The organism is Rhizobium sp. CF080 (genome assembly GCF_000282095.2).
In the GTDB taxonomy this organism is placed as follows: Bacteria; Pseudomonadota; Alphaproteobacteria; order Rhizobiales; family Rhizobiaceae; genus Neorhizobium.
Window position 1 is genome coordinate 1 of record NZ_AKKC02000008.1, and the last position, 19,919, is coordinate 19,919.

The 19,919-nt window shown below is 63.3% G+C and carries 18 protein-coding genes and 1 pseudogene; 10 read left to right on the plus strand and 9 right to left on the minus strand.

Features of this window, described 5'->3' with window-relative positions; translation table 11 throughout:
• Window positions 1–258: pseudogene (locus PMI07_RS17330) on the plus strand (argininosuccinate synthase domain-containing protein); the annotation flags it as partial.
• Window positions 259–315: 57 nt separating this feature from the next.
• Here the strand turns inward: PMI07_RS17330 and PMI07_RS17335 are convergent.
• Both PMI07_RS17335 and PMI07_RS17340 read right to left on the minus strand, forming a co-directional pair.
• Window positions 316–1,491 (minus strand): multidrug effflux MFS transporter, encoded by a 1,176-nt coding sequence (locus PMI07_RS17335; RefSeq protein ID WP_024163883.1) that lies wholly within the window; start codon window positions 1,489–1,491, stop codon window positions 316–318.
• A 22-nt stretch (window positions 1,492–1,513) separates the two neighbouring features.
• Entirely contained in the window at window positions 1,514–1,978 is a 465-nt protein-coding gene (locus PMI07_RS17340) for a MarR family winged helix-turn-helix transcriptional regulator (protein ID WP_007764690.1), read from the minus strand.
• 150 nt (window positions 1,979–2,128) lie between these two features.
• Between PMI07_RS17340 and PMI07_RS17345 the strand changes: the two genes are divergently transcribed.
• A complete protein-coding gene (locus tag PMI07_RS17345) occupies window positions 2,129–2,770 on the plus strand; it encodes a LysE family translocator (RefSeq protein WP_007764692.1) in 642 nt (213 codons plus the stop codon).
• Between the two features lie 19 nt (window positions 2,771–2,789).
• Here the strand turns inward: PMI07_RS17345 and PMI07_RS17350 are convergent, their stop codons facing one another.
• Window positions 2,790–3,212, minus strand: a complete 423-nt coding sequence (locus tag PMI07_RS17350; RefSeq protein ID WP_007764695.1) for a hypothetical protein — start codon at window positions 3,210–3,212, stop codon at window positions 2,790–2,792.
• A 187-nt stretch (window positions 3,213–3,399) separates the two neighbouring features.
• Between PMI07_RS17350 and PMI07_RS17355 the strand changes: the two genes are divergently transcribed.
• From PMI07_RS17355 to ppa, 7 genes are all read left to right on the plus strand, one after another.
• Window positions 3,400–5,490, plus strand: a complete 2,091-nt coding sequence (locus PMI07_RS17355) for a M3 family metallopeptidase (protein WP_007764698.1) — start codon at window positions 3,400–3,402, stop codon at window positions 5,488–5,490.
• Window positions 5,491–5,639: 149 nt separating this feature from the next.
• Window positions 5,640–6,755: an ABC transporter ATP-binding protein gene (locus PMI07_RS17360; protein ID WP_007764702.1), complete on the plus strand. Its 1,116-nt coding sequence runs from the start codon at window positions 5,640–5,642 to the stop codon at window positions 6,753–6,755.
• Window positions 6,748–7,707 (plus strand): ABC transporter substrate-binding protein, encoded by a 960-nt coding sequence (locus tag PMI07_RS17365; protein WP_024163884.1) that lies wholly within the window; start codon window positions 6,748–6,750, stop codon window positions 7,705–7,707. The genes PMI07_RS17360 and PMI07_RS17365 overlap by 8 nt, the downstream gene beginning before the upstream one ends.
• Window positions 7,708–7,717: 10 nt before the next feature.
• Window positions 7,718–9,397 carry an iron ABC transporter permease gene (locus PMI07_RS17370; protein WP_007769809.1) on the plus strand — a complete coding sequence of 560 codons (1,680 nt, stop codon included), beginning with the start codon at window positions 7,718–7,720 and terminating at the stop codon, window positions 9,395–9,397.
• A gap of 115 nt (window positions 9,398–9,512) precedes the next feature.
• The gene (typA, locus tag PMI07_RS17375) at window positions 9,513–11,336 is read left to right on the plus strand and encodes a translational GTPase TypA (RefSeq protein ID WP_007769808.1); all 1,824 of its coding nucleotides are present in this window, start codon (window positions 9,513–9,515) and stop codon (window positions 11,334–11,336) included.
• A gap of 203 nt (window positions 11,337–11,539) precedes the next feature.
• Window positions 11,540–12,046, plus strand: a complete 507-nt coding sequence (locus PMI07_RS17380; RefSeq protein ID WP_007769806.1) for a GNAT family N-acetyltransferase — start codon at window positions 11,540–11,542, stop codon at window positions 12,044–12,046.
• 149 nt (window positions 12,047–12,195) lie between these two features.
• Complete coding sequence (gene ppa, locus PMI07_RS17385) at window positions 12,196–12,729, plus strand: inorganic diphosphatase (protein ID WP_007769804.1); 534 nt, start codon at window positions 12,196–12,198, stop codon at window positions 12,727–12,729.
• Window positions 12,730–12,733: 4 nt separating this feature from the next.
• Here the strand turns inward: ppa and PMI07_RS35365 are convergent, their stop codons facing one another.
• Both PMI07_RS35365 and PMI07_RS35370 read right to left on the minus strand, forming a co-directional pair.
• Entirely contained in the window at window positions 12,734–13,051 is a 318-nt protein-coding gene (locus tag PMI07_RS35365) for a DUF167 domain-containing protein (protein ID WP_007769802.1), read from the minus strand.
• Window positions 13,048–13,338 (minus strand): YggT family protein, encoded by a 291-nt coding sequence (locus PMI07_RS35370; protein WP_007769801.1) that lies wholly within the window; start codon window positions 13,336–13,338, stop codon window positions 13,048–13,050. Before PMI07_RS35370 ends, PMI07_RS35365 begins: the two co-directional genes overlap by 4 nt.
• A gap of 1,034 nt (window positions 13,339–14,372) precedes the next feature.
• On the opposite strand from PMI07_RS35370, the gene PMI07_RS17405 reads away from it, so the two are divergent.
• The gene (locus PMI07_RS17405; protein ID WP_007769798.1) at window positions 14,373–15,632 is read left to right on the plus strand and encodes an MFS transporter; all 1,260 of its coding nucleotides are present in this window, start codon (window positions 14,373–14,375) and stop codon (window positions 15,630–15,632) included.
• A 72-nt stretch (window positions 15,633–15,704) separates the two neighbouring features.
• Here the strand turns inward: PMI07_RS17405 and PMI07_RS17410 are convergent, their stop codons facing one another.
• The 4 genes from PMI07_RS17410 to PMI07_RS17425 all read right to left on the minus strand — a co-directional run bounded on the left by PMI07_RS17410 (window position 15,705) and on the right by PMI07_RS17425 (window position 19,917).
• Window positions 15,705–16,184, minus strand: coding sequence for a TerB family tellurite resistance protein (locus tag PMI07_RS17410; protein WP_007769795.1), 480 nt, complete (start codon window positions 16,182–16,184; stop codon window positions 15,705–15,707).
• Window positions 16,185–16,206: 22 nt separating this feature from the next.
• On the minus strand, window positions 16,207–17,850 hold the full coding sequence (locus PMI07_RS17415) for a heme biosynthesis protein HemY (protein ID WP_007769793.1): 1,644 nt from the start codon (window positions 17,848–17,850) through the stop codon (window positions 16,207–16,209).
• 15 nt (window positions 17,851–17,865) lie between these two features.
• Entirely contained in the window at window positions 17,866–19,116 is a 1,251-nt protein-coding gene (locus PMI07_RS17420; protein WP_007769789.1) for a mitofilin family membrane protein, read from the minus strand.
• A gap of 90 nt (window positions 19,117–19,206) precedes the next feature.
• Window positions 19,207–19,917, minus strand: coding sequence for a uroporphyrinogen-III synthase (locus PMI07_RS17425; protein WP_007769787.1), 711 nt, complete (start codon window positions 19,915–19,917; stop codon window positions 19,207–19,209).
• Between the last annotated feature and the right edge of the window lie 2 nt (window positions 19,918–19,919).

Here is a 19,919-nt window from a genome sequence, read left to right on the forward strand (position 1 = left end):
TGGTTCTCGCCGGAGCGCGAAATGCTGCAGGCACTGATCGACAAGAGCCAGGAGCATGTGGAAGGCGAAGTGACGCTGAAGCTCTACAAGGGCAATGTCATGGTCATCGGCCGCGAGAGCGACAAGTCGCTCTATTCCGACAAGCTGGTCACCTTCGAGGACGACCAGGGCGCCTATGACCAGAAGGATGCGGCGGGCTTTATCAAGCTCAATGCGCTGCGCCTGCGCACGCTTGCCAAGCGCAATCTCGGCAAGTAATCCGCACATCCATCCCGATCATCGAAGCCCGCTTGCCGACAAGGGAAGCGGGCTTTTTCATGCCCTGCGGCTGGCGATGCGGAAACCGATGTAACCGAGCACGGCGATGAAGTGCATGGTCGGGATGATGATGCCGAAGGCCGGCAGCGGCGCGCCGATCGAGGCGGCGGCGACACCGCCGACGAAGCCGGCGCCCATCTGGATGAAGCCCATCATCGCCGACGCAGACCCGGCGATATGCGGGAAGGGGATGAGGCCTGCCGCGGTCATGTAGGGCGACACGAAGGCGATCCCGAAGGCGCACATGGCGACCGGCCCCATGACTGACAGAAAGGATGGCGGCAGGTAATGGACCGAAAGGGCCATGATGAGGCCGCCGCTGCCGCTGAGAACCAGTCCGACGAGGGGCGCGCGTTCAGCCGGCAGCCATCTCGAGATAACGCGGAGGCAGACCGACCCCATCAGGAAGAAGCCGGATTGCATCAGCATGCTCATGCCGAACTGGGTCGGCGTCAGCCCGACCCTCTCAATCAGGATGAACGGCAGCACGGCCGCCTGGGCATACATCGAGCCGACGGCGCCGGCCAGAACGACCGCGGTAAACAGGAAGCGCGGCAGGGCGATGATTTCCGCATAGGCCTGGACGAGCCGCAGCGGCTTCAGCCGGCTGCGATCCGGCACGGTTGTCTCCTTGAGGCAGACGGTGGAGAGGAAAACAAGCAGGGCCCCGAAGCCGACCATCAGTACAAAGACCGATCGCCAGCCGAAGGCGGCGAGTGCAAGGCCACCGATCGTCGGGCCGAGAGAGGGCCCGATCGCCAGGATGATGCCCATCGTGTTGATGATCCGGGCCGCGTCGCCGCCGTTGAACTGATCGCGCACGATGGCGCGCGACACGGTGATGCCGACCGAGGCGCCGATACCCTGGATGAGGCGGCCGGCGAGCACCCATTCGACCGTCGGCGCAAAGGCCGCCAGCAGCGAACCGGCAAGGTAGATCAGGAGGAAGCTCAACGAGGCGGTCTTGCGGCCGAAGGCGTCGGAAACGGGGCCGGCGACCAGCTGCGCCAGCGCGAACCCGGCGAAATAGAGCGACAGCGTCATCTTGATCGCCGCTTCCGTGGTCGAGAAGGCATGCACCAGTTCCGGCATGGCCGGCGTGTAGATCGCCATCGAGATCGGTCCGATCGCCGTCAGGAGCGCGCCGATGATCGTGGTTCGGCGCTCGCTCATCCGAGCGGGGACAGGCGGCATGTTATCGGCTTTCATCGAATGCGGTCTGGAGCACAACGGAAGGGGTTACGGCCTGGAGGTTGGCGTTGAACATGGCCAATGCCTCGCGCAGGATGCGGTTGTTTTCCTCGCTCAGGCCTTCGGTCGCCTGGGCCAGGATAGCGTTCAGCTCCTTGCGGATCGAGCCGATCATCTCGTCGGAGGCACCGGTGAGTTTGACCCGCTTGGCACGGCGGTCGGCGGAGCATTGCTGCCTTTCGACCAGTCCGAGCGCCTCCAGCTTGTCGAGATAGGCGCAGAGCGTCATCGGTTCGACCCCCATGCGGGCGGCAATGTCGAGCTGACGGCTGCCGTCAATGGCGGCGATGCTCATCAGGGCTCGCGCCTCGCCGGGCGTCAGGCCGAGCCCGGCCTGGGCGATGCGGCGTTCGAAGGCGGCGCGCAGCAATCGGGCACTGTCGACAACCAGAAATCCCAAACTGTCCATATCCCTCGGCGCCCTTCGCCTTCTCTGCAAATTTTGTAAGGCACCCTTACTATCTTTCGGGGAAGAGGCAAATGGAAAACCGGGTGCGGTTGCATTGACAGCGGCAAAACCTGCGGCGAAATTGTCGCAGCCTTCCGACGGAGCTTCTCCATGTCCTCATCACTGCTTGCCGGCGCCTTTTTCGCGGCGCTCGCCTACACGCTCATTCCTGGCCCTGCCTTCCTGGCGCTGCTCAGCATCGGTGCCGGGCAGGGAAGGCAGGCCGGGGCCTTCTTCATGGGCGGGCATCTGGCGGGGGATATCCTGTGGTCCGGGCTGGCGCTGGTGGCGATCATCGGCGCCAAGACGATCGGCACGACATTCTTCGACATGCTCGGGGTTTTCTGCGGCCTCTATCTCGGCTGGATCGGCTGGAGCGCCTTGCGGGCGAAGCCGAAGGAGAACGGCGGCGGCCTGATGACGGTCGAGAAGCCGCTGCGGCGCGGGCTGATCTTCGGGCTGACCAATCCGAAGGGCTATCCGGTGGCGCTGGCGACGTTTACGGCCCTGCTCGCGAGTTCAGCCGATGCGCTGGATTTCAGCGAGCTGCCGGTTCTTCTCGCGGTGTCCCTGGTGGGGTTTCTGACGGCTGACCTGGTGCTGATCGGGATTATCGGCGCCGGCGTTGTGCGGCGCTTCTACCGGAAACATGAAAGGGTGATCGTCCGGCTTTCCGGCCTGCTGTTCATCGGCTTTGCGGTGCAGGCTCTCTGGCATTCGGCGCCAGGCCTGTTCGGGTACCGGCGCGCCTGAAGGCATACGCGCTTTCCGATCAGACTTCGATGAAGGCCATGACCGCGCGCAGGACATTGGCGCGGGACGTATCGCCGAGCGACATGGCGATTTCGAGCTGATTGCGGTAAAAATCGTGGAAATTGAAGCCGGTTTCGTCGGTGACTTGCGAGAGGTCTACCAACTGTCCCTGAGCATCGACGGCATGAGTTGGAAGTTCTTCGGAGAGCGTTATGTAGGTCTCCTGGTCGATCCGGCCTGCCTGGTAGTTTTCGAGCGCGAGGGCGCGCAGATCCCGCGGGGTGATCGCCGAATAGTCAATCGGCGATTCATCCGTGTCGGGCACCTGAAAGGTGATCTGGCTCTGCCGACTTCCGTGCTCCGATGATTTCTCGACTTTATTGTTTCGAGAGTGGTCTCTTTGCAGTAAGTTGGTAGACCAGCGCAAGGAACTGATTTCCATGGCTATATCCTGATTCATCGGATACTGGGCTAAAATTACCTTTGATTACTGCACTGCGTCAAATGGTTAATAACCGTTAATTATTGTGTATGATTTCTTGCCGAAAGACGAAAATGAACGGGCGCATACCCATTCCTGCCGCCTTCTCCTATATGAATGGCGAAGCATCGTTACGAAGGATATTTGCATGTCTTCTAATCTTCTGGTGAACCCCGCTCTCGTGAACTGGAACGGCCATCACGGCCTGCCGCGTTTCGATCAGGTGAAGGACGAGGACTTCGCGCCCGGCTTCGACGAGGCACTTGGCATCCACGAAGCGGAGATCGATGCGATCGCCAACAATCCGGAAGAGCCGACCTTCACCAATACGGTCGTGGCGCTGGAGACCGCGGGCGACGAGCTGTCGCGCGTTTCGGCGCTGTTCTGGGGCAAGGCCGGCGCGCATACCAACGAGAATATCCAGGCGCTCGAGCGCGAGATCGCGCCAAAAATGTCCCGCCACTATTCGAAGATCGGCATGAACGCGGCGCTGTTTGCCCGCATCGATACGCTCTGGGAAAAGCGCAAGGAGCTTGGCCTCACGCTCGAGGAAGAGCGTGTGCTCGAGCGGCACTGGAAGGGCTTCGTCAAGGCCGGTGCGAAACTCGCCAAGACCGAGCAGCAGCGGCTTGCCGATATCAACGAGAAGCTTGCCGGGCTCGGCGCCCAGTTCGGCCAGAACGTGCTCGGCGACGAGAAGAGCTGGTCGCTGAAACTTGTCGATGAAGCCGAGCTCGGCGGCCTGCCGACCATCTTGCGCGACGCCATGGCGTCTGCTGCTCGCGAGCGGGGCGAGACGGATGGCTATCTCGTGACGCTGTCGCGGTCGATCATCGAGCCGTTCCTGACCTTCTCTACCCGGCGGGACCTGCGCGAACAGGCGTTCAAGGCCTGGGCGGCACGCGGCGCGAACGGTGGCGAGACCGACAATCTCGGCATCGTGCGCGAGACGCTGGCGCTTCGGGCCGAAAAGGCAAAACTGCTCGGATACGAGAATTTCGCCGCCTACAAGCTCGACAATACGATGGCGAAGACGCCGGAAGCCGTGAACGGGCTGTTGCGCGGGGTCTGGGACAAGGCGCGCACCAGGGCACTGGAGGAAGAGTCAAGCCTTGGCGGGTTGATTGCCGAGGAAGGCAAGAACCACGAGGTCATGCCCTGGGACTGGCGTTATTACGCCGAGAAGCTGCGCCAGCGGACCTTCGATTTCTCCGAAACGGAGCTGAAGCCCTATCTGCAGCTCGAAAAGATCATCGAGGCCTGCTTCGACGTCGCCGAGCGGCTATTCGGCGTCAAGGTGGTCGAGGTGAAGGGTGTCGCCGCCTATCATCCGGACGTGCGGGTATTCGAGGTTCGCGACGAGGACGGCAAGCTGAAGGCGCTGTTCCTCGGCGACTATTTCGCCCGCTCCTCGAAGCGCTCCGGCGCCTGGATGAATTCCCTCCAGTCGCAGCACAAGCTGCCGCTGAAGAACGGTGCGCAAGGCGAGCTGCCGATCATCTACAATGTCTGCAACTTCGCCAAGCCCGCCGAAGGCAAGCCGGCGCTGCTGTCTCTCGACGACGCCCGCACGCTGTTCCACGAGTTCGGCCATGCGCTGCACGGCATGCTTTCGGATGTCACCTATCCGTCGGTCTCCGGCACCGGCGTGTCGCGCGATTTCGTCGAACTGCCGTCGCAGCTCTACGAACACTGGCTGACCGTGCCCGAAATTCTCGAAAAATATGCCGTGCATCACGAGACCGGCAAACCGATGCCGAAGGCGCTGCTCGACAAGGTGCTGGCGGCGCGCACCTTCAACGCCGGCTTCGCGACGGTGGAATTCACCTCGTCGGCGCTGGTCGACATGGCGTTCCACACCCGCGACGCGGTCGATGATCCGATGGCGGTGCAGGGTGAGGTCTTGGCCGAGCTCGGCATGCCGACGTCGATCGTCATGCGCCATGCGACGCCGCATTTCCAGCATGTGTTTTCGGGCGATGGCTATTCGGCCGGCTACTATTCCTACATGTGGTCGGAAGTGCTCGATGCGGACGCCTTCTCCGCCTTCGAGGAGACCGGCAACGCGTTCGATCCGGTCATGGCGCGCAAGCTCAAGAACAATATCTATTCGGTCGGCGGTTCGATTGACCCGGAAGATACCTACAAGGCCTTCCGCGGCAAGCTGCCGGACCCGCAGGCGATGCTGAAGAAAAAGGGTCTGGCCATGGTCGAGGAGCTTTCCGGCAGCGACGCCTGAGAGCGACTGTGATCCCGGGCTCAGGCGACGCGGCATGCCGGTGATTTACCAATCATCGGCCTGTCATCCGGTTGTCATCAAACCGTAACACCACTGTCATGGAACCTTAATAGGACACCGGCATCGCCTCCAACCGATGCCGGTTTCCCATGACCTTTCAGCCCCCAGCGACCCATGCCGCCGTCTCGACGGCCGGGGTGGAATTGCATTACGGCGCGACGCCGGTTCTCAAGGGCATCGATATCTCGCTTTCGAAGGGCAAGACGCTTGCCTTGCTCGGTCCCTCCGGCTGCGGCAAGACCACGCTTCTGCGCCTCGTCGCCGGATTGCTGGCCCCGACCAAGGGTTCGATCGCCATTGCCGGCCAGGTGGTTGCCGATGCTGCGGCCGGGACGTTCGCGCCGCCCGAAAAGCGCAATCTTGGCATGGTCTTCCAGGATTACGCGCTGTGGCCGCATCTGACGGTCGGCGGCAATGTCTCCTTTCCGCTCGAGATGCGCGGACTCGGCAAGGCCGAGCGCCAGTCTCGCACGATGCGGGCGCTGGAACGCGTCGGCCTTGGCGCCTATGCGGATCGCCGCCCGAGCGATCTGTCCGGCGGCCAGCAGCAGCGTGTGGCGATCGCCCGTGCGATCGTCGCCGAGCCGCAGCTCATCCTTTTCGACGAGCCGCTGTCCAACCTTGACCGTGAGCTGCGCGAAAACATGGTCGGCGAACTCGCCGAACTGATCGCCACGCTCGGCCTGACTGCCATCTATGTCACGCACGACCATGCGGAAGCGCTGACGCTTGCCGACGACGTTGCCGTCATGCGCGGCGGGCTGATCGAGCAGCTCGCCTCTCCCGACCAGCTGATCGACAAGCCGGCGACGCCCGAGGTGGCGGATTTCCTGCGCCTCGGCGGCATCGCCGAGCTCGAACATCGCGACGGGCTGTGGGTCTTCAAGGGCAGCGACGTAGCGCTGCTGCGGGATGCCGCCGCTGCCGGCACCAGCGCCCGCGTGCTCATCCCGGTCGGCTCGATCTCGATCGGCGACATCGGGCCGGGGCGTCTGGCGGCCACCGTGCTGCGCTCGCAGTTCCGCGGCGACGGGCACCTGGCGACCGTCTCGCTCGTCGGCCCCAGCCATATCGAATTGCAGGTTCTCAGCCGCGTCAAGCTTCGTCCGGGCGACGACGTCGGCCTTTCGATCGACACGGACCAGATCCGCTGGTTTTCCCCACGCATTCATTCATCCAAAAAGGAGAGTTTGCAACATGCTTAAATCATTGAAGAGCATCACTTTCGGCATCGTTGCCGCAGCGCTTATGGCTGGCGTCGCCCATGCCGACGTCACCGTCTATACCGCCGGTCCCCAGAGCCTGATCGACAAGCTGTCGGCCGGCTTCACCAAGCAGACCGGCATCAAGGTCAATGTCTTCCAGGCAACGACCGGCAAGGTCATGGCCCGTATCGAAGCCGAGGCTGCAAATCCGGTCGTCGATGTTCTCGTCTCGGCTTCCTGGGATACCGCGACCGATTTCGCCAAGCGCGGCTGGCTCGTCAAGTATTCGAGCCCGAACGCTGCCAAGGTTCCTGACTTCCTGAAGACGGAAGGCGCGGTCGCGCAAGGGATTTCGGCTCTCGGGATTGCCTGGAACACCAAGAGCGGCACGCTGAAGCCGACCGAATGGGCCGACCTGACGAAAAAGGAATACAAGGACCTCGTCAACATCCCGGATCCGGCCCAGTCCGGCTCGTCCTTCGAACTGACCGCCGCTCTCGCCGGCCAGGACAGTTTCAAGCTCTTCAACGACCTGAAGGCCAATGGCGCGATCGTTGCCGGCGCCAATGCCGATGCCCTGAACCCGGTCCTGCAGGGTGCCAAGGCCGCGGTCTTCGGCGCCGTCGACTACATCACGCTCGCTGCCAAGGCCAAGGGTGAATCGATCGACGTGATCTTCCCGGCTTCCGGCACGGTCATCGCGCCGCGCCCGGCGATGATCCTCAACTGGTCCAAGAACCAGGACGACGCCAAGAAGTTCATCGACTACATGCTGTCAGACGAAGGCCAGAAGGCCGTTGCCGATGAAATGCTGATGCCGGCCCGTACCGACATCCCGGCAAACCGCCCGCTGATCGGCGACCTGAAGCTGCTGAAGTACGATACCGCTGCCGTCTACGGCAAGCGCAAGGAAACGCTGGCCGAGATCACCAAGATCTACGGCGGCAAGTAAGGAACGCGCGATGAAGGCGAATGGTATCGGCGGTGCGGCTCCGGCCGCCTGGCTCGCGATTGCGGGCCTGGTCCTCGTCGTTGCCGTTCCCTTCATCGCCGTGGTGCTGCAAGGCATTTTCCCCCATCTCGGACAGGGCTCGTTCGCGGGGCCTTTCTCTTCGCTGCTGGCGACGCTCGCCGATAGCGCGCTGATCGGCATGGCCGGCAATACGCTGCTGCTCGGCGGCTGCGTGGTGCTTGCCTCGGCCGTGGTCGCCGTGCCGCTCGGCGTCTTCCGGGCGCTCTACCGCATTCCCTACGCGCCGTTCTGGGATGTGGTCCTGCTCGTTCCGTTCATGATCCCGCCTTATATCGCGACGCTCGGCTGGATCATGACGCTGCAGCCGCGCGGTTACCTGCAGCAGCTGGTCGGCTTCAACCTCGCTCCCTTCCTGTTTTCCCTGTTCGGCATGACGCTGGTCATGGCCTTCAACACCTTTCCGGTCGTCTATTTCGCGGTGTCGCGGACGGTCGAAGCTGTTGGTTCGCGCTACGCCGATGTCGGCCGCGTTTTTGGCGCGACGCCGGCGCGGGCCTTCTGGCGGATCACGCTGCCGTTGTCGGCCCCCGGCCTGGCCGCAAGCCTGATGCTGGTCTTCGCAGCCGCCATCGAGGAATACGGCACGCCGGCGGCGCTCGGCCGCCGGGCGGGGTTCCAGGTCCTGGTGACCGGCATCGACCTGCGCATCACCGACTGGCCGATCGATCTTCCGGGCGCGGCGATCCTGTCGCTGCTGCTGGTCGGCATGTCGCTCGTGACCTTCCTGCTGCAGCGGTGGATCCTTTCGCGACGCTCCTACCAGACGGTGGGTGGCAAGCCGACTGCCAAGGACAAGCGCCCGCTCGGCGCCCTGAAAGTGCCCGTGATGATCGCCTTCTCGGTCGTGGCCTTCCTGGCGACCGGCGTGCCGCTCCTGGCAATCCTGGCGACGGCCCTGTCGCGGACGATTTCGGGCGGGCTGGCACTCGGCAATCTCAGCCTCAACAATTTCATCGCCGTTTTCAGCAACAGTGCCGGCGCGCTCGGGGCTCTGGTCAACAGCTTCTCGCTTGGTATTGCCACGGCCCTGATCACCGGGCTGGTCGGCGTGACGGCGGCCTATACGGTGGTCAAGACGCGGATGCGCGGGCGCACAACGATCGACGTGATGACCATATTGCCGAATGCGCTGCCGGGCATTGTCGTCGCGGTCGGGCTGATTCTGGCCTGGAACATGCCCTGGCTGCCGGCGACGCCCTACAACACCGCCTTCATCCTGCTGCTCGCCTATTGCTGCATCCTGCTGCCGCAGCCGGTGCGCTACACCACGGCCGCCTTCCAGCAGATCGGCGACAATCTGGAGGCGGCGGCGCGCGTCTTCGGTGCTAGCAGCCTGACGGCCTTCCGGCGCATCCTGCTGCCGCTCGTCTTCCCGAGCCTTGCCTCGGCTATGTTGCTTGTCTTTGCGCTTGCCTCGCGCGAGCTGGTCGCCTCGGTTGTCGTCGCCCCGGTCGGCATGCAGACGATTGCCACATTCATCTGGAGGCAGTTCGAACAGGGGTCGATCGGGCTCGGCATGGCCATGGCCTTCATTGCAATCGTGATGACCACCCTGCTGCCGCTCCTCTTGCTGACCCTGTTGAGGCGCAGCGGGCTGGTGGCGGAATAGCAGTCAACCATCATCGCGCTCACCCCTTTCGCAAATGCGAAAAACAGGGTATGAGGCCGCAAAACGAATTGGGCGCCGCCTCCCGTCGCCGCGCCAAGAGCTCAGAGATTCAAACATGAAAATGCGCAATATCGCGATTATCGCACACGTCGACCATGGGAAGACCACTCTCGTTGACGAACTTCTGAAGCAGTCCGGCTCGTTCCGCGAAAATCAGCGCACCACCGAGCGCATGATGGACAGCAACGATCTGGAAAAGGAACGCGGTATTACCATTCTTGCCAAGGCGACCTCGATCGAGTGGAAGGGCGTGCGCGTCAACATCGTCGACACGCCCGGCCACGCCGACTTCGGTGGCGAAGTCGAGCGTATTCTCTCGATGGTGGACGGCGCGATCGTTCTCGTGGACTCGTCGGAAGGCCCGATGCCGCAGACCAAGTTCGTGGTCGGCAAGGCGCTGAAGGTCGGCCTTCGCCCGATCGTCGCGATCAACAAGATCGACCGCCCGGACGGCCGCCACGAAGAAGTCATCAACGAAGTCTTCGACCTCTTCGCAAACCTCGACGCCACCGACGAACAGCTCGATTTCCCGATCCTTTACGGTTCCGGTCGCGACGGCTGGATGAACGTCAACCCGGAAGGTCCGAAGGATCAGGGCCTTGCCCCGCTTCTCGACCTGGTGTTGCAGCACGTTCCCGAGCCGAGCGTCGGTGACGAAGACGGCGCGTTCCGCATGATCGGCACGCTGCTCGAAGCCAACCCCTTCCTCGGCCGCATCATCACCGGCCGCATCCATTCCGGCTCGATCAAGCCGAACCAGGCCGTCAAGGTTCTGAGCCAGGACGGCAAGACGGTCGAAACCGGCCGTATCTCCAAGATCCTCGCCTTCCGCGGCATCGAACGCACGCCGATCGACGAAGCGCATGCGGGCGATATCGTCGCGATCGCCGGCCTCTCCAAGGGCACGGTCGCCGACACGTTCTGTGATCCGTCCGTCACCGAAGCGCTGCATGCACAGCCGATCGACCCGCCGACGGTCACCATGTCCTTCCTCGTCAACGACTCGCCTCTGGCAGGCACCGAAGGCGACAAGGTCACGAGCCGCGTCATCCGCGACCGCCTGTTCAAGGAAGCCGAAGGCAATGTCGCGCTGAAGATCGAGGAAGCCGAAGGCAAGGATTCGTTCTACGTTTCCGGCCGCGGCGAATTGCAGCTCGCGGTTCTCATCGAAACCATGCGCCGCGAAGGCTTCGAGCTTGCCGTGTCGCGTCCGCGCGTCGTCATGCACAAGTCCGAGGACGGCACGCTGATGGAGCCGATCGAGGAAGTCGTCATCGACGTCGATGAAGAACATTCCGGCGTCGTCGTGCAGAAGATGTCCGAGCGCAAGGCCGAAATGGCCGAGCTGCGTCCGTCCGGCGGCAGCCGCGTCCGTCTGGTATTCTTCGCTCCGACCCGCGGCCTGATCGGTTACCAGTCGGAACTTCTGACCGATACCCGCGGCACGGCGATCATGAACCGCCTGTTCCACGACTATCAGCCCTACAAGGGTGAAATCGGCGGCCGCACCAATGGCGTGCTGCTGTCCAACCAGGCCGGCGAAGCTGTTGCCTATGCGATGTTCAACCTGGAAGACCGTGGCCCGATGATCATCGAGCCGGGCGAAAAGGTCTATATGGGCATGATCATCGGCATTCACAGCCGAGACAATGACCTCGAGGTCAACGTCCTCAAGGGCAAGCAGCTGACCAACATCCGTTCTGCCGGCAAGGACGAAGCGGTTCGCCTGACCCCGCCGATCCGCATGACGCTCGACCGCGCTCTCTCCTGGATTCAGGACGACGAGCTGATGGAAGTGACGCCGAAGAACATTCGGTTGCGCAAGACCTATCTCGACGCCAACGACCGCAAGCGCTTCGGCAAGGCGAAGATCGCCTGATCCCGAGAGCTTGCTCTGGAGACTTTCAAACCCCGGCAGAAATGCCGGGGTTTTTTTGTGCCTTTGCCGCGCCCGGTCTTGTCGCAAAGGTTAAAAACACGTTAACGTTGCCTCGTCGTCCACATGAGAAGTCTGTGGGCAATCGCCGCTACGCATAATGGCGGAATGGCGGATTGCCTGCTTCAGGGCCTAGAGTAAGCGTTATGAAAACGTTGTCGATCGATGTCCGGCGGGCCGAACCGCAAGACGCCCGCGCCATATCCGAGGCGCATCGCCAGGCGTGGACTCAGGCCTATGCAGGGCTCATTCCCTACAAGCCGCTGACCCAGATGCTGGAGCGCCGGGGCGAAGCCTGGTGGCGCAAGGCGACGCGCGGTCCGGCGACGCTTCTGGTTCTCGATGTCGCCGACCAGGTCGCCGGTTATGCCACGATCGGCCTGAACCGCGCCCGCGCCCTGCCTTATGACGGCGAGGTCTACGAGATCTATCTGCGTCCCGAATTCCAGGGTATCGGCCTCGGCCGCCGCCTGTTCGGCGAAAGCCGCCGGCTGTTGAAATCGCTCGGCTGCGAAGGCCTGGTCGTCTGGTGCCTGGAGGACAGCGAGCATGCGGCGCGGTTTTTCCGGCGGCATGGCGGCGTGGATCTCGCCGAAGGCATGGAAGATTTCGGCGGCACCCAGCTTCGCAAGATCGGCTTCGTCTGGCCCTGATCTGCGGGATTTGAATTATTCTTGAATTTGAACGCTTTCTAATGTTGCAGTGCCTGCGGCGGTCCAACTTTGGCGTCAAAGCCTTGTTGCCTTGCAGCATGATTCCCGCTATCGACGCATAACTTTGTCGAACCTCATCGGGGACCAGAATGCGTATCGATGCAATTTCCGTTGGCAAGAATCCGCCTGAAGACGTCAACGTCATCGTTGAAGTGCCGGTGGGCGGCCAGCCAATCAAGTACGAAATGGACAAGGAAGCCGGCGCTCTCGTCGTCGACCGCTTCCTCTACACGCCGATGACCTATCCGGGCAATTACGGCTTCGTACCGCACACGCTTTCGGAGGACGGCGATCCGATCGACGTCCTCATCTGCAATACCCGTCCGCTGGTTCCGGGCTGCGTCATCAACGTGCGCCCGATCGGCGTGATGATCATGGAAGACGACGGCGGCAAGGACGAAAAGATCATCGCCGTGCCGGTTCCGAAGCTGACCCAGCGCTACGACAAGATCAAGAACTATACCGACATGCCCGAGATCACGCTGAAGCAGATCGAGCATTTCTTCGAGCACTACAAGGATCTGGAGCCCGGCAAGTGGGTGAAGATCGGCGGCTGGCAGAATGTCGACGTGGCAAAGACGCTGATCGTCGAAGCCATCGAGCGTTACAAGGCCCAGAAGTAAGCCGTCAGGCTTTCAGAAACTTTTCGAGCTTCTCTTCCAAATCCTCCGGGTCGCCATCGATCCGGAGGATTTTTTTGCGCGCGGTTTCGCCAGACATGATCGAAATGGAGGATTTGGGCAGACGGAACGTGTCGGCCAGCAGCAGGATCAGCGCCTTGTTGGCCTTGCCGTCCTCGGGCACCGCGGTGACGCGTGCCTTGAGGAAAACGTCGCCAGCGGCAGCGGTCTCCATGCCGTCGACAGCATTGCGGCCCGAATTCGGGGTCAGCCGGATTGCGAGCCGCAGATGGTCGGAATGCTTGCTATAGGGTCGCCCGCTCACGCAAACAGCGGATAGATCGACGTCCACATCAGCGAGCGAATGAAGAAGATGATCAGGAGCAGGATGACCGGCGAGATGTCGATGCCGCCGAGATCCGGCATGATACGGCGGATGGGTCGCAGCACCGGCTCGGTGACGTTGAACAGGAAGCGGCCGATCGCATCGACGAACTGGTTTCTCGAATTGATGACGTTGAAGGCATAGAGCCACGAGAAGATGGCGCTGGCGATCAGCACCCAGGTATAGAGGTTCAAGGCCAAATCGATGGTCTGAAACAGGGCGAGCATTAACGTCTCCATTTCTTTGTTGACAGACATGTAGACATTGACGAACTCCCGAGCAAGTACCGTGTCCGGGCCTCTGCCGAATCATGTTTAACGGGCGGCGCTCTCGTGTCGATCGCCACCCGGCGGCAATCATCGGCCGGACGGTCTCGACTATGTCGGAGCGCCGTCCGCGCCGCTGCTGCCGCAGGTATGGTCTCTGCATCTTCCTGACCGACGGTCGCATCGAGGTCGATAACGACAGCGTCGAAAGAACCATACCGTGGGATTGTACTCGGCAAGGTATGCGTGCCCGAAGGCTTCAGTCGGCCCCTGGCGGCCATACTGGATCCATATTTGCGTTGCCGACAATATCGGCTAGGGTGGAGCATCCAAACGGGAGATCCCATGGGAAGACTGGCCACGGCTGAGTGGGCCCACATCGCCGTCTGGTTGGCACTGGTCTTGGCGGCCTACGCAACCGCTGGCCCCTATACTTTCGCGAGCTGCTGGATCGTTCTTCCTCTCTTAATGTGGCCCTTGAAGCTGATACTGATGTTACTGGCGGCATTGAGCCTGATTGTGCTCGTGACCGTGCCGTTCCGACCACGGGCGACAGGGTATGTCAGGGCGTCGGTTCACGGGACGATACTGACGCTCGGGTTGGCCGGCTGCTTCTTCGCGGCCTACGCGTCTGTCGGTAGCGTGAGTTGTCTATAGCGGGTCCTTGGCCTCAGCCTTAGGCCTTGCGCTTGGAAGTCTGCTCCGACGTCTGTTGGTGCGCCGTTGCCGTCCGCGTCCTGGCTCCGTCCCGCGACACCGCAAGAAGCAGCTCGGTCAAGGTGTGAGCGGGACAACCTCCCGCTTGAGCAGAATATCCGGCCTTCCCAGCGGCCCGGAAGCGGCGAGGTCGGCGGTTGCAGAATATTCCGCCGAACCGTTTTCCGTGTTGACAGACATGTCGACATTGGCGAACTAACAGCACTGCCCCCGCGCTGATCATGTTGGCGGGTGACGGGCGTCTTGCCGGCTTCCGGTCCCGCTGAAAGTGCTGCCTCATGTCTCTTCCCGTCTCGGGCGATCGTTTTGCCGCTTTCCGGCACTCGTCTTACACTCGCTTCTTCTTCTCCCGGCTTTTCGCGGCTTTTGCGATCCAGATCGTCAGCGTTGCCGTCGGCTGGCAGATGTATGACGTGACCAGCAATCCGCTCTATCTGGGCCTGATCGGGCTTTTCCAGTTCCTGCCGTCGCTGCTGCTGATCCTCGTCACCGGCTCCGTTGCCGACCGTTACAACCGGCGTGTGATCGTGGCGGCCTGCATGGTGGTCGGCGCACTCTGCGCCGGCGCACTCCTGATACTCACCGTCACGCATTCCTTTTCGCCCTGGCCGGTCTTCGGCATCCTGATCGTGTTCGGGATCGAGCGCGCCTTCATGGGGCCGGCGGTCCAGTCGCTCGGACCCAACCTGGTGCCGGAACAGGACCTGCCGAATGCGGTCGCCTGGAATTCCTCGTCCTGGCAGACGGCGGCGATCCTCGGTCCGGTGGCCGGCGGCCTGCTTTACGGTGTCAGCGCGGTTGCCGCCTACTCCGTCGCCTTCGCGTTTCTCATCCTGGCGGCCGCTCTGGTCTTCATGATCCCGAAGCCTCCGCAGCGCAATGCGGCCGAGAAGGTGAGCTGGGGCCAGATCCTCGCCGGTTTCCACTTCATCTCGCAGGAAAAGATCGTGCTCGGGGCGATCTCGCTCGATCTTTTCGCCGTGCTTCTCGGCGGCGCGGTGGCGCTGATGCCGATCTTTGCACGCGATATTCTCGAACTCGGCCCCTGGGGTCTCGGCATGCTGCGGGCGGCGCCCGGCGTCGGCGCGATCATCGTCGCGATCTACCTCGCCTTCTATCCGATCCGCCACCATGCCGGTGTGGCGATGTTCATCGGCGTCGGTCTGTTCGGGGTGGGCACGCTGATCTTCGGCCTGTCGGCGACGCCCTGGATTTCGATCTCGGCGCTGATGCTGATGGGCGCATCCGACATGATCTCGGTCTATGTGCGCGAGACGCTGATTGCGCTCTGGACGCCGGACGCGGTGCGCGGCCGGGTCAATGCGGTCAACATGGTGTTCGTCGGCGCGTCCAACGAACTCGGGGAATTCCGGGCGGGTACGATGGCCTCGATCTTCGGCGCCGTGCCGGCGGTGGTCATCGGTGGCATCGGCACGCTGGCCGTGGCGATCATCTGGTCGATGGGTTTCCCGAAGCTGCGCCGGATCGACAGCCTGGAGGCACCGGACCGGGAAGAAAGAACGGCTCAGCCGGCCTGAAGTGCCGGGACGATGAGCACGGGGAGTTTCCTGGGATGACGGGAGGCAAGCATCAACATACCGACAACGTCCTCAGTCTCCTCCCTCGTCTCCCGCGGTTGCGCGCGCCGCGGCCTGCTGGCGCTCCAGAACCCTGTCGCGCGACGAGACGCCCAGGAGATCGGCGATCCTCCAGATCACGTGATCCTCGATCTCGCTGCGCTGACCGTCGGCATAGACAATATCCCAGAGGATGCCGAGCAGTTCGACGCGGTCTTCTTCGTTGACGAGGTGTTTTCTCAGATCGGACGTGAAGCGGTAATAATCCACCGCCTCGCTGCCGGCCTGGTGGCCGACCTCGATCAGCGCCTTCAGCCGATCCTCGCTGAGGTCGTAGCGTTCGCGCAGCAGGTCGCGAAACTTCTGCTGTTCCTGATCGGAGATGTTGCCGTCCGCCTCCATAACCTGGAAACAGAGTGCGACAAAGGCCACCCGCGGATCATCGGGCGCGAATTCCTGCGTGTGGTGGGATCCGGTCAGCGTGTGGAGGAAGGCCTGAATGCGATCTAACATCTATCTCCAGGCCCTCGCCGTTCTAGAATAGCCGGAGCCTGGTTGCGGGCTGCGCGGCGTCGGGATCTTTCACACCCGGATCATCCGGCGGACGGCCGAAAAAGGGAACGGGCTCCCCTTCATTTTCAGGGGGTTTTCCGTCCTTCGGGGTCACATTCGCCGGGGTTGGTGTTTTTGCTGCAACAGCTAATTCTTTCTGAGGCGGCTTAACCTCCTGCGGAGCGGGCTTGACCGGGAAGAGGATCGGCTTGGGCGCCTCCTCGGCGCGGGGCTCGGCGCGGGGCTCGGCGCGGGGCTCGGCGTTGACCGCGCTGACGGGCGGCAGGCTGGCGATCGCGGTGTCGGCCGCCAGCGAACCCTCCTCGACCGGGCCTTCGAGCTGGTCGAACGGTGCCTTCCATTCGAAGGCGTCGAGCCGGCCGGTGACCGGGGAAAGCGGTAGCCATTTTTCCGAGACGAAACCGTCGGCCACCCAGGCCGGATCGCGGGGTGCACGCAGGGCCTGTGCCATCCAGTGACGAACGCGGCCCTGGTCACCCGTCTCGGCTTCCTCGATATCGGCGAGCAGCAGGTAGACGGCCTCGCGGGCTTCCATGCGGGCGGCGGCTTCCGCCTTGGCGCGGGCCTTTTTGAACTCCTGGGCGTCGAGAGCCGCCTGGGCGACGGCCAGCAGCGATTCGACATTGTTGGGGCGCATCGCCTCCAGCTTTTCGGCGCGTTTCAGACGGTCGACGGTGCTGTCGCCGCTGCGGGCGCGAATATAGGCGCGGGCGATTTCCGGGTGCGGCCCGAGCTTCCAGACGCCCTCGAGGGTGGACGCGGCCTTTCGGACATTGTCCTCGCGCAGCCAGGCCTTGGCGGCGATGACGGCGGCGGGTACCAGGTCCCTGGCGAGTTTCAGGGCGGCCATCGCATCGTCGCGGGCGCCCTTCGGATCGCCTTCCAGCCGGTCGTTTGCCTTGGCGGTCAGGAGCACGGCCTTCCAGCGTTCGGCCTGCGGCTTTTCGAGGATATTGGCCATGCGCTGCTGGTCGAGCAGGCGGATCGCATCGTCCCAGCGGCCGGACTGGCTGCGGGATTCGAGCGTTGCCTGGGCGGCCCAGGGCAGGTAGGGCGCGTGTTCGACGGCCTTTTCCGCATATTGGCGGGCGGCCTCGTTGGCGCCGAGGCGGCGGGCTTCCATGTAGAGGCCGCGCAGGCCCAGTTCCCGGGTTTCCGGATCCTCGGCCATCTGCTCGAATTTCTTTCGGGCTTCGTCGTGCTTGCCTTCGATGAGCGCCGCCTGGGCTTCGAGGAGATGGATCAGCGGCTCCTGGTCGGCGCTGATCAGGCCGCGGGTGCGAAGGCTCATCTTGCGGGCAAGCAGCGCATTGCCGGCGCCGGCGGCGATCAGGCCGGTCGACAGCGCCTGATAGCCGCGGTCACGCTTGCGGGCGCGAAAATAGCGGCGGACGGAATAGGGCGAGGTCCAGATCACGCCGACGATCCACCAGAGGAGCATCGCGGCGCCGACCAGCGCGACCATGGCGGTGGCGGCCACCATCAGGCTGGTTTCGATCAGGTGGTCCTGCCAGGTGATGGAAATCAGGCCGGGGCGATCTGCAAGCCAGGAGAAACCCCAGCCGAGAGCCAGCACCACAACGAGAAAAATGAAAAGTCTGACCATCCGGTTCTTCCGTCCTCAGCCTTGGGTGCCGGCGACGGCGCGCGACAGCGTTCCGCCCACGAGATTTTCCACCTGAATGCGGGCATCGAGCTTCTGCTTGAAATCGCGCGAGACGGCCTTTGCCGGTTCCGGCAGCGCGTCCCATTCGCGGACGGAGGCCTGGAGATCGCCGTTGCGCAGCGCATTCTCCATGCGGGCGACGATCGCATCCGGGGTTTCGCCCTGAACATCGCCGACCCGGCGGACCTTGACGACCGACATGGCGGAGGACAGCAGCCGGCCGGCAATGCCCTCGTTGGGGTCCCGCTGGGCGGTTGCTTCCAGCATCGCATCGGCAATGCGGGGGAAGTCGCGCTGCAGTTCGGCACGAGCGGGCACGCCGGCGGAAGCGAACTTTTGGAGGTCGGCGACCGCCGGATCGTCGCCGGCGACTGTCATGAAAGTCTGCAGTTCGGTCTCGAACGGGCCGCCGCGATCGATGCCGGCCTTGAGGGCTGCCGCGGCGACGGCGCGGGCAACCTGTTGTTCGGGGCCGCGATCGTTCAGCTTGGCCTCGGCCTGGTCCAGGCGCTGGGCGAGCCCGGAATCGGCGCTTGCGGCCGACTGGACGGTCGTGCGGAGCCGGTCGAGATCGGCCTTCAGGGCGCCAAGCGCCTGTTCGCTGGCGCCGCTCGGTGTCCGGGGGGCTGCCTCAAGGGCGGCGACGCGGCTGGCGAGCGCGGCATCGGGGGCCGCTGCAGCTACAGGCCGGTTTTTGAGTGCTGTGATTTCCTGGCGCAGTGCCGCGATCTCGGAGGAGAGGCCGGCCGTGTTGGAAGCGGCCGGGGCGGGCGTGGCGCCGGGCAGGTAACCGGCATATTGCATGCTGCCGGCCAGCAGCAACGCGACGATGCCGCCGAAAATGCCGGCGGCGATCAGCGTCGACGTGGCGGGGCTCGGGCGCTGAGGTGCAGCCGGGGTCGGTTCCGGTTCGGGGGCCACGGTCGCGGGCTGCGGTTCGGTCTGGGCGGCGGCAGACCAGGGGTCGTCATAACGCGGCTCGTCTGCGGCCGAAGGGCTGGATGCCGGCTCGTCCGTGGGCTCGGCCTTGGCCGGTTCTTCGGCGCTTGCGGAAACGTCTTCGGCAGGCTCGGTCGCGCTCACCGCGTCATCGGTGTCATTGCTTCGGACGGGCTCGGCGACGACATCCGATTGCTCGGCGGTCAGGTCGATCGTGACCGGCTCCTTGTCTGGCTTGGATCGGCGGGGTGGTTGTTCCGGTACCATCTCGACCTCTTTTTGCATGCGCTCACAGGAAACTAGTGGGTGGGTCATCGGAAAGAAAGGGGCGGTCGGGATTTTGCCGCCACCCCTCTACTAAAGGAGTGCGAAAATCCCGTCCTCGTCAGGGTGGCCGGCGATCTTGATATTTCTATGAAATTCCCGCGGAACGATTTCGGCCACATTGTCGCTGAGGCAAACGAACTGCACGGATGCAAGTTCCCTCAGGTGCGGTGCAGCGAAATCGCAGAACAGCCGGGCGTTTTCGCGCGAATAGAGAAACACCGCGTCCACGGGCGGCTCAAGCAGGACGCTACGGATGTAAACTTCATCGTAGGCTATGGGCGTCATCTCGTAGACTTCGGCCGTCACGAACCGGACATCATTCGTCCGCAGCCCGTCCTCGAATTTCGGTGAGCGCGGCTTCCCGGCGAGATAGAGCAAAGGCGCATCGAAAGTGGATGCATAGCCTGCAATGAGTTCAGCAAGTTCGGCCCCCGTTCCGGCGCCCGAGCGAATATTCCGGAAGCCGGCCTCTTCGGCCGCCTTCGCCGTCGTTTCTCCGACGGCGTAGAGGGTTTGGCCGAGAAACGGGGTCAGGCGCTCGCCTAGCAGGGACAGCACTCGGAGTGTTTCGGCGCTGGTGACGGCGAGCGCGGCATGCGGACCGGCGAGCGCTGCCGCGGCGGCGTCCGGATGATGGATCGCCCTGGTCAGCGGCAGCAGGACCGGCTGATGGCCGAGGTTCCGCAGCCGTTCGGCGGTCCGGCGGGCCGAGCTTTCGGGGCGGGTGACGACGACCCGCATGG

Coding starts and splice junctions, on each gene's coding strand:
- PMI07_RS17335 (WP_024163883.1), bottom strand. CDS start 1,491: ATGAGCGAGCGCCGAACCACGATCATCGGCGCGCTCCTGACGGCGATC.
- PMI07_RS17340 (WP_007764690.1), bottom strand. CDS start 1,978: ATGGACAGTTTGGGATTTCTGGTTGTCGACAGTGCCCGATTGCTGCGC.
- PMI07_RS17345 (WP_007764692.1), top strand. CDS start 2,129: ATGTCCTCATCACTGCTTGCCGGCGCCTTTTTCGCGGCGCTCGCCTAC.
- PMI07_RS17350 (WP_007764695.1), bottom strand. CDS start 3,212: ATGGAAATCAGTTCCTTGCGCTGGTCTACCAACTTACTGCAAAGAGAC.
- PMI07_RS17355 (WP_007764698.1), top strand. CDS start 3,400: ATGTCTTCTAATCTTCTGGTGAACCCCGCTCTCGTGAACTGGAACGGC.
- PMI07_RS17360 (WP_007764702.1), top strand. CDS start 5,640: ATGACCTTTCAGCCCCCAGCGACCCATGCCGCCGTCTCGACGGCCGGG.
- PMI07_RS17365 (WP_024163884.1), top strand. CDS start 6,748: ATGCTTAAATCATTGAAGAGCATCACTTTCGGCATCGTTGCCGCAGCG.
- PMI07_RS17370 (WP_007769809.1), top strand. CDS start 7,718: ATGAAGGCGAATGGTATCGGCGGTGCGGCTCCGGCCGCCTGGCTCGCG.
- typA (WP_007769808.1), top strand. CDS start 9,513: ATGAAAATGCGCAATATCGCGATTATCGCACACGTCGACCATGGGAAG.
- PMI07_RS17380 (WP_007769806.1), top strand. CDS start 11,540: ATGAAAACGTTGTCGATCGATGTCCGGCGGGCCGAACCGCAAGACGCC.
- ppa (WP_007769804.1), top strand. CDS start 12,196: ATGCGTATCGATGCAATTTCCGTTGGCAAGAATCCGCCTGAAGACGTC.
- PMI07_RS35370 (WP_007769801.1), bottom strand. CDS start 13,338: ATGCTCGCCCTGTTTCAGACCATCGATTTGGCCTTGAACCTCTATACC.
- PMI07_RS17405 (WP_007769798.1), top strand. CDS start 14,373: ATGTCTCTTCCCGTCTCGGGCGATCGTTTTGCCGCTTTCCGGCACTCG.
- PMI07_RS17410 (WP_007769795.1), bottom strand. CDS start 16,184: ATGTTAGATCGCATTCAGGCCTTCCTCCACACGCTGACCGGATCCCAC.
- PMI07_RS17415 (WP_007769793.1), bottom strand. CDS start 17,850: ATGGTCAGACTTTTCATTTTTCTCGTTGTGGTGCTGGCTCTCGGCTGG.
- PMI07_RS17420 (WP_007769789.1), bottom strand. CDS start 19,116: ATGGTACCGGAACAACCACCCCGCCGATCCAAGCCAGACAAGGAGCCG.
- PMI07_RS17425 (WP_007769787.1), bottom strand. CDS start 19,917: ATGCGGGTCGTCGTCACCCGCCCCGAAAGCTCGGCCCGCCGGACCGCC.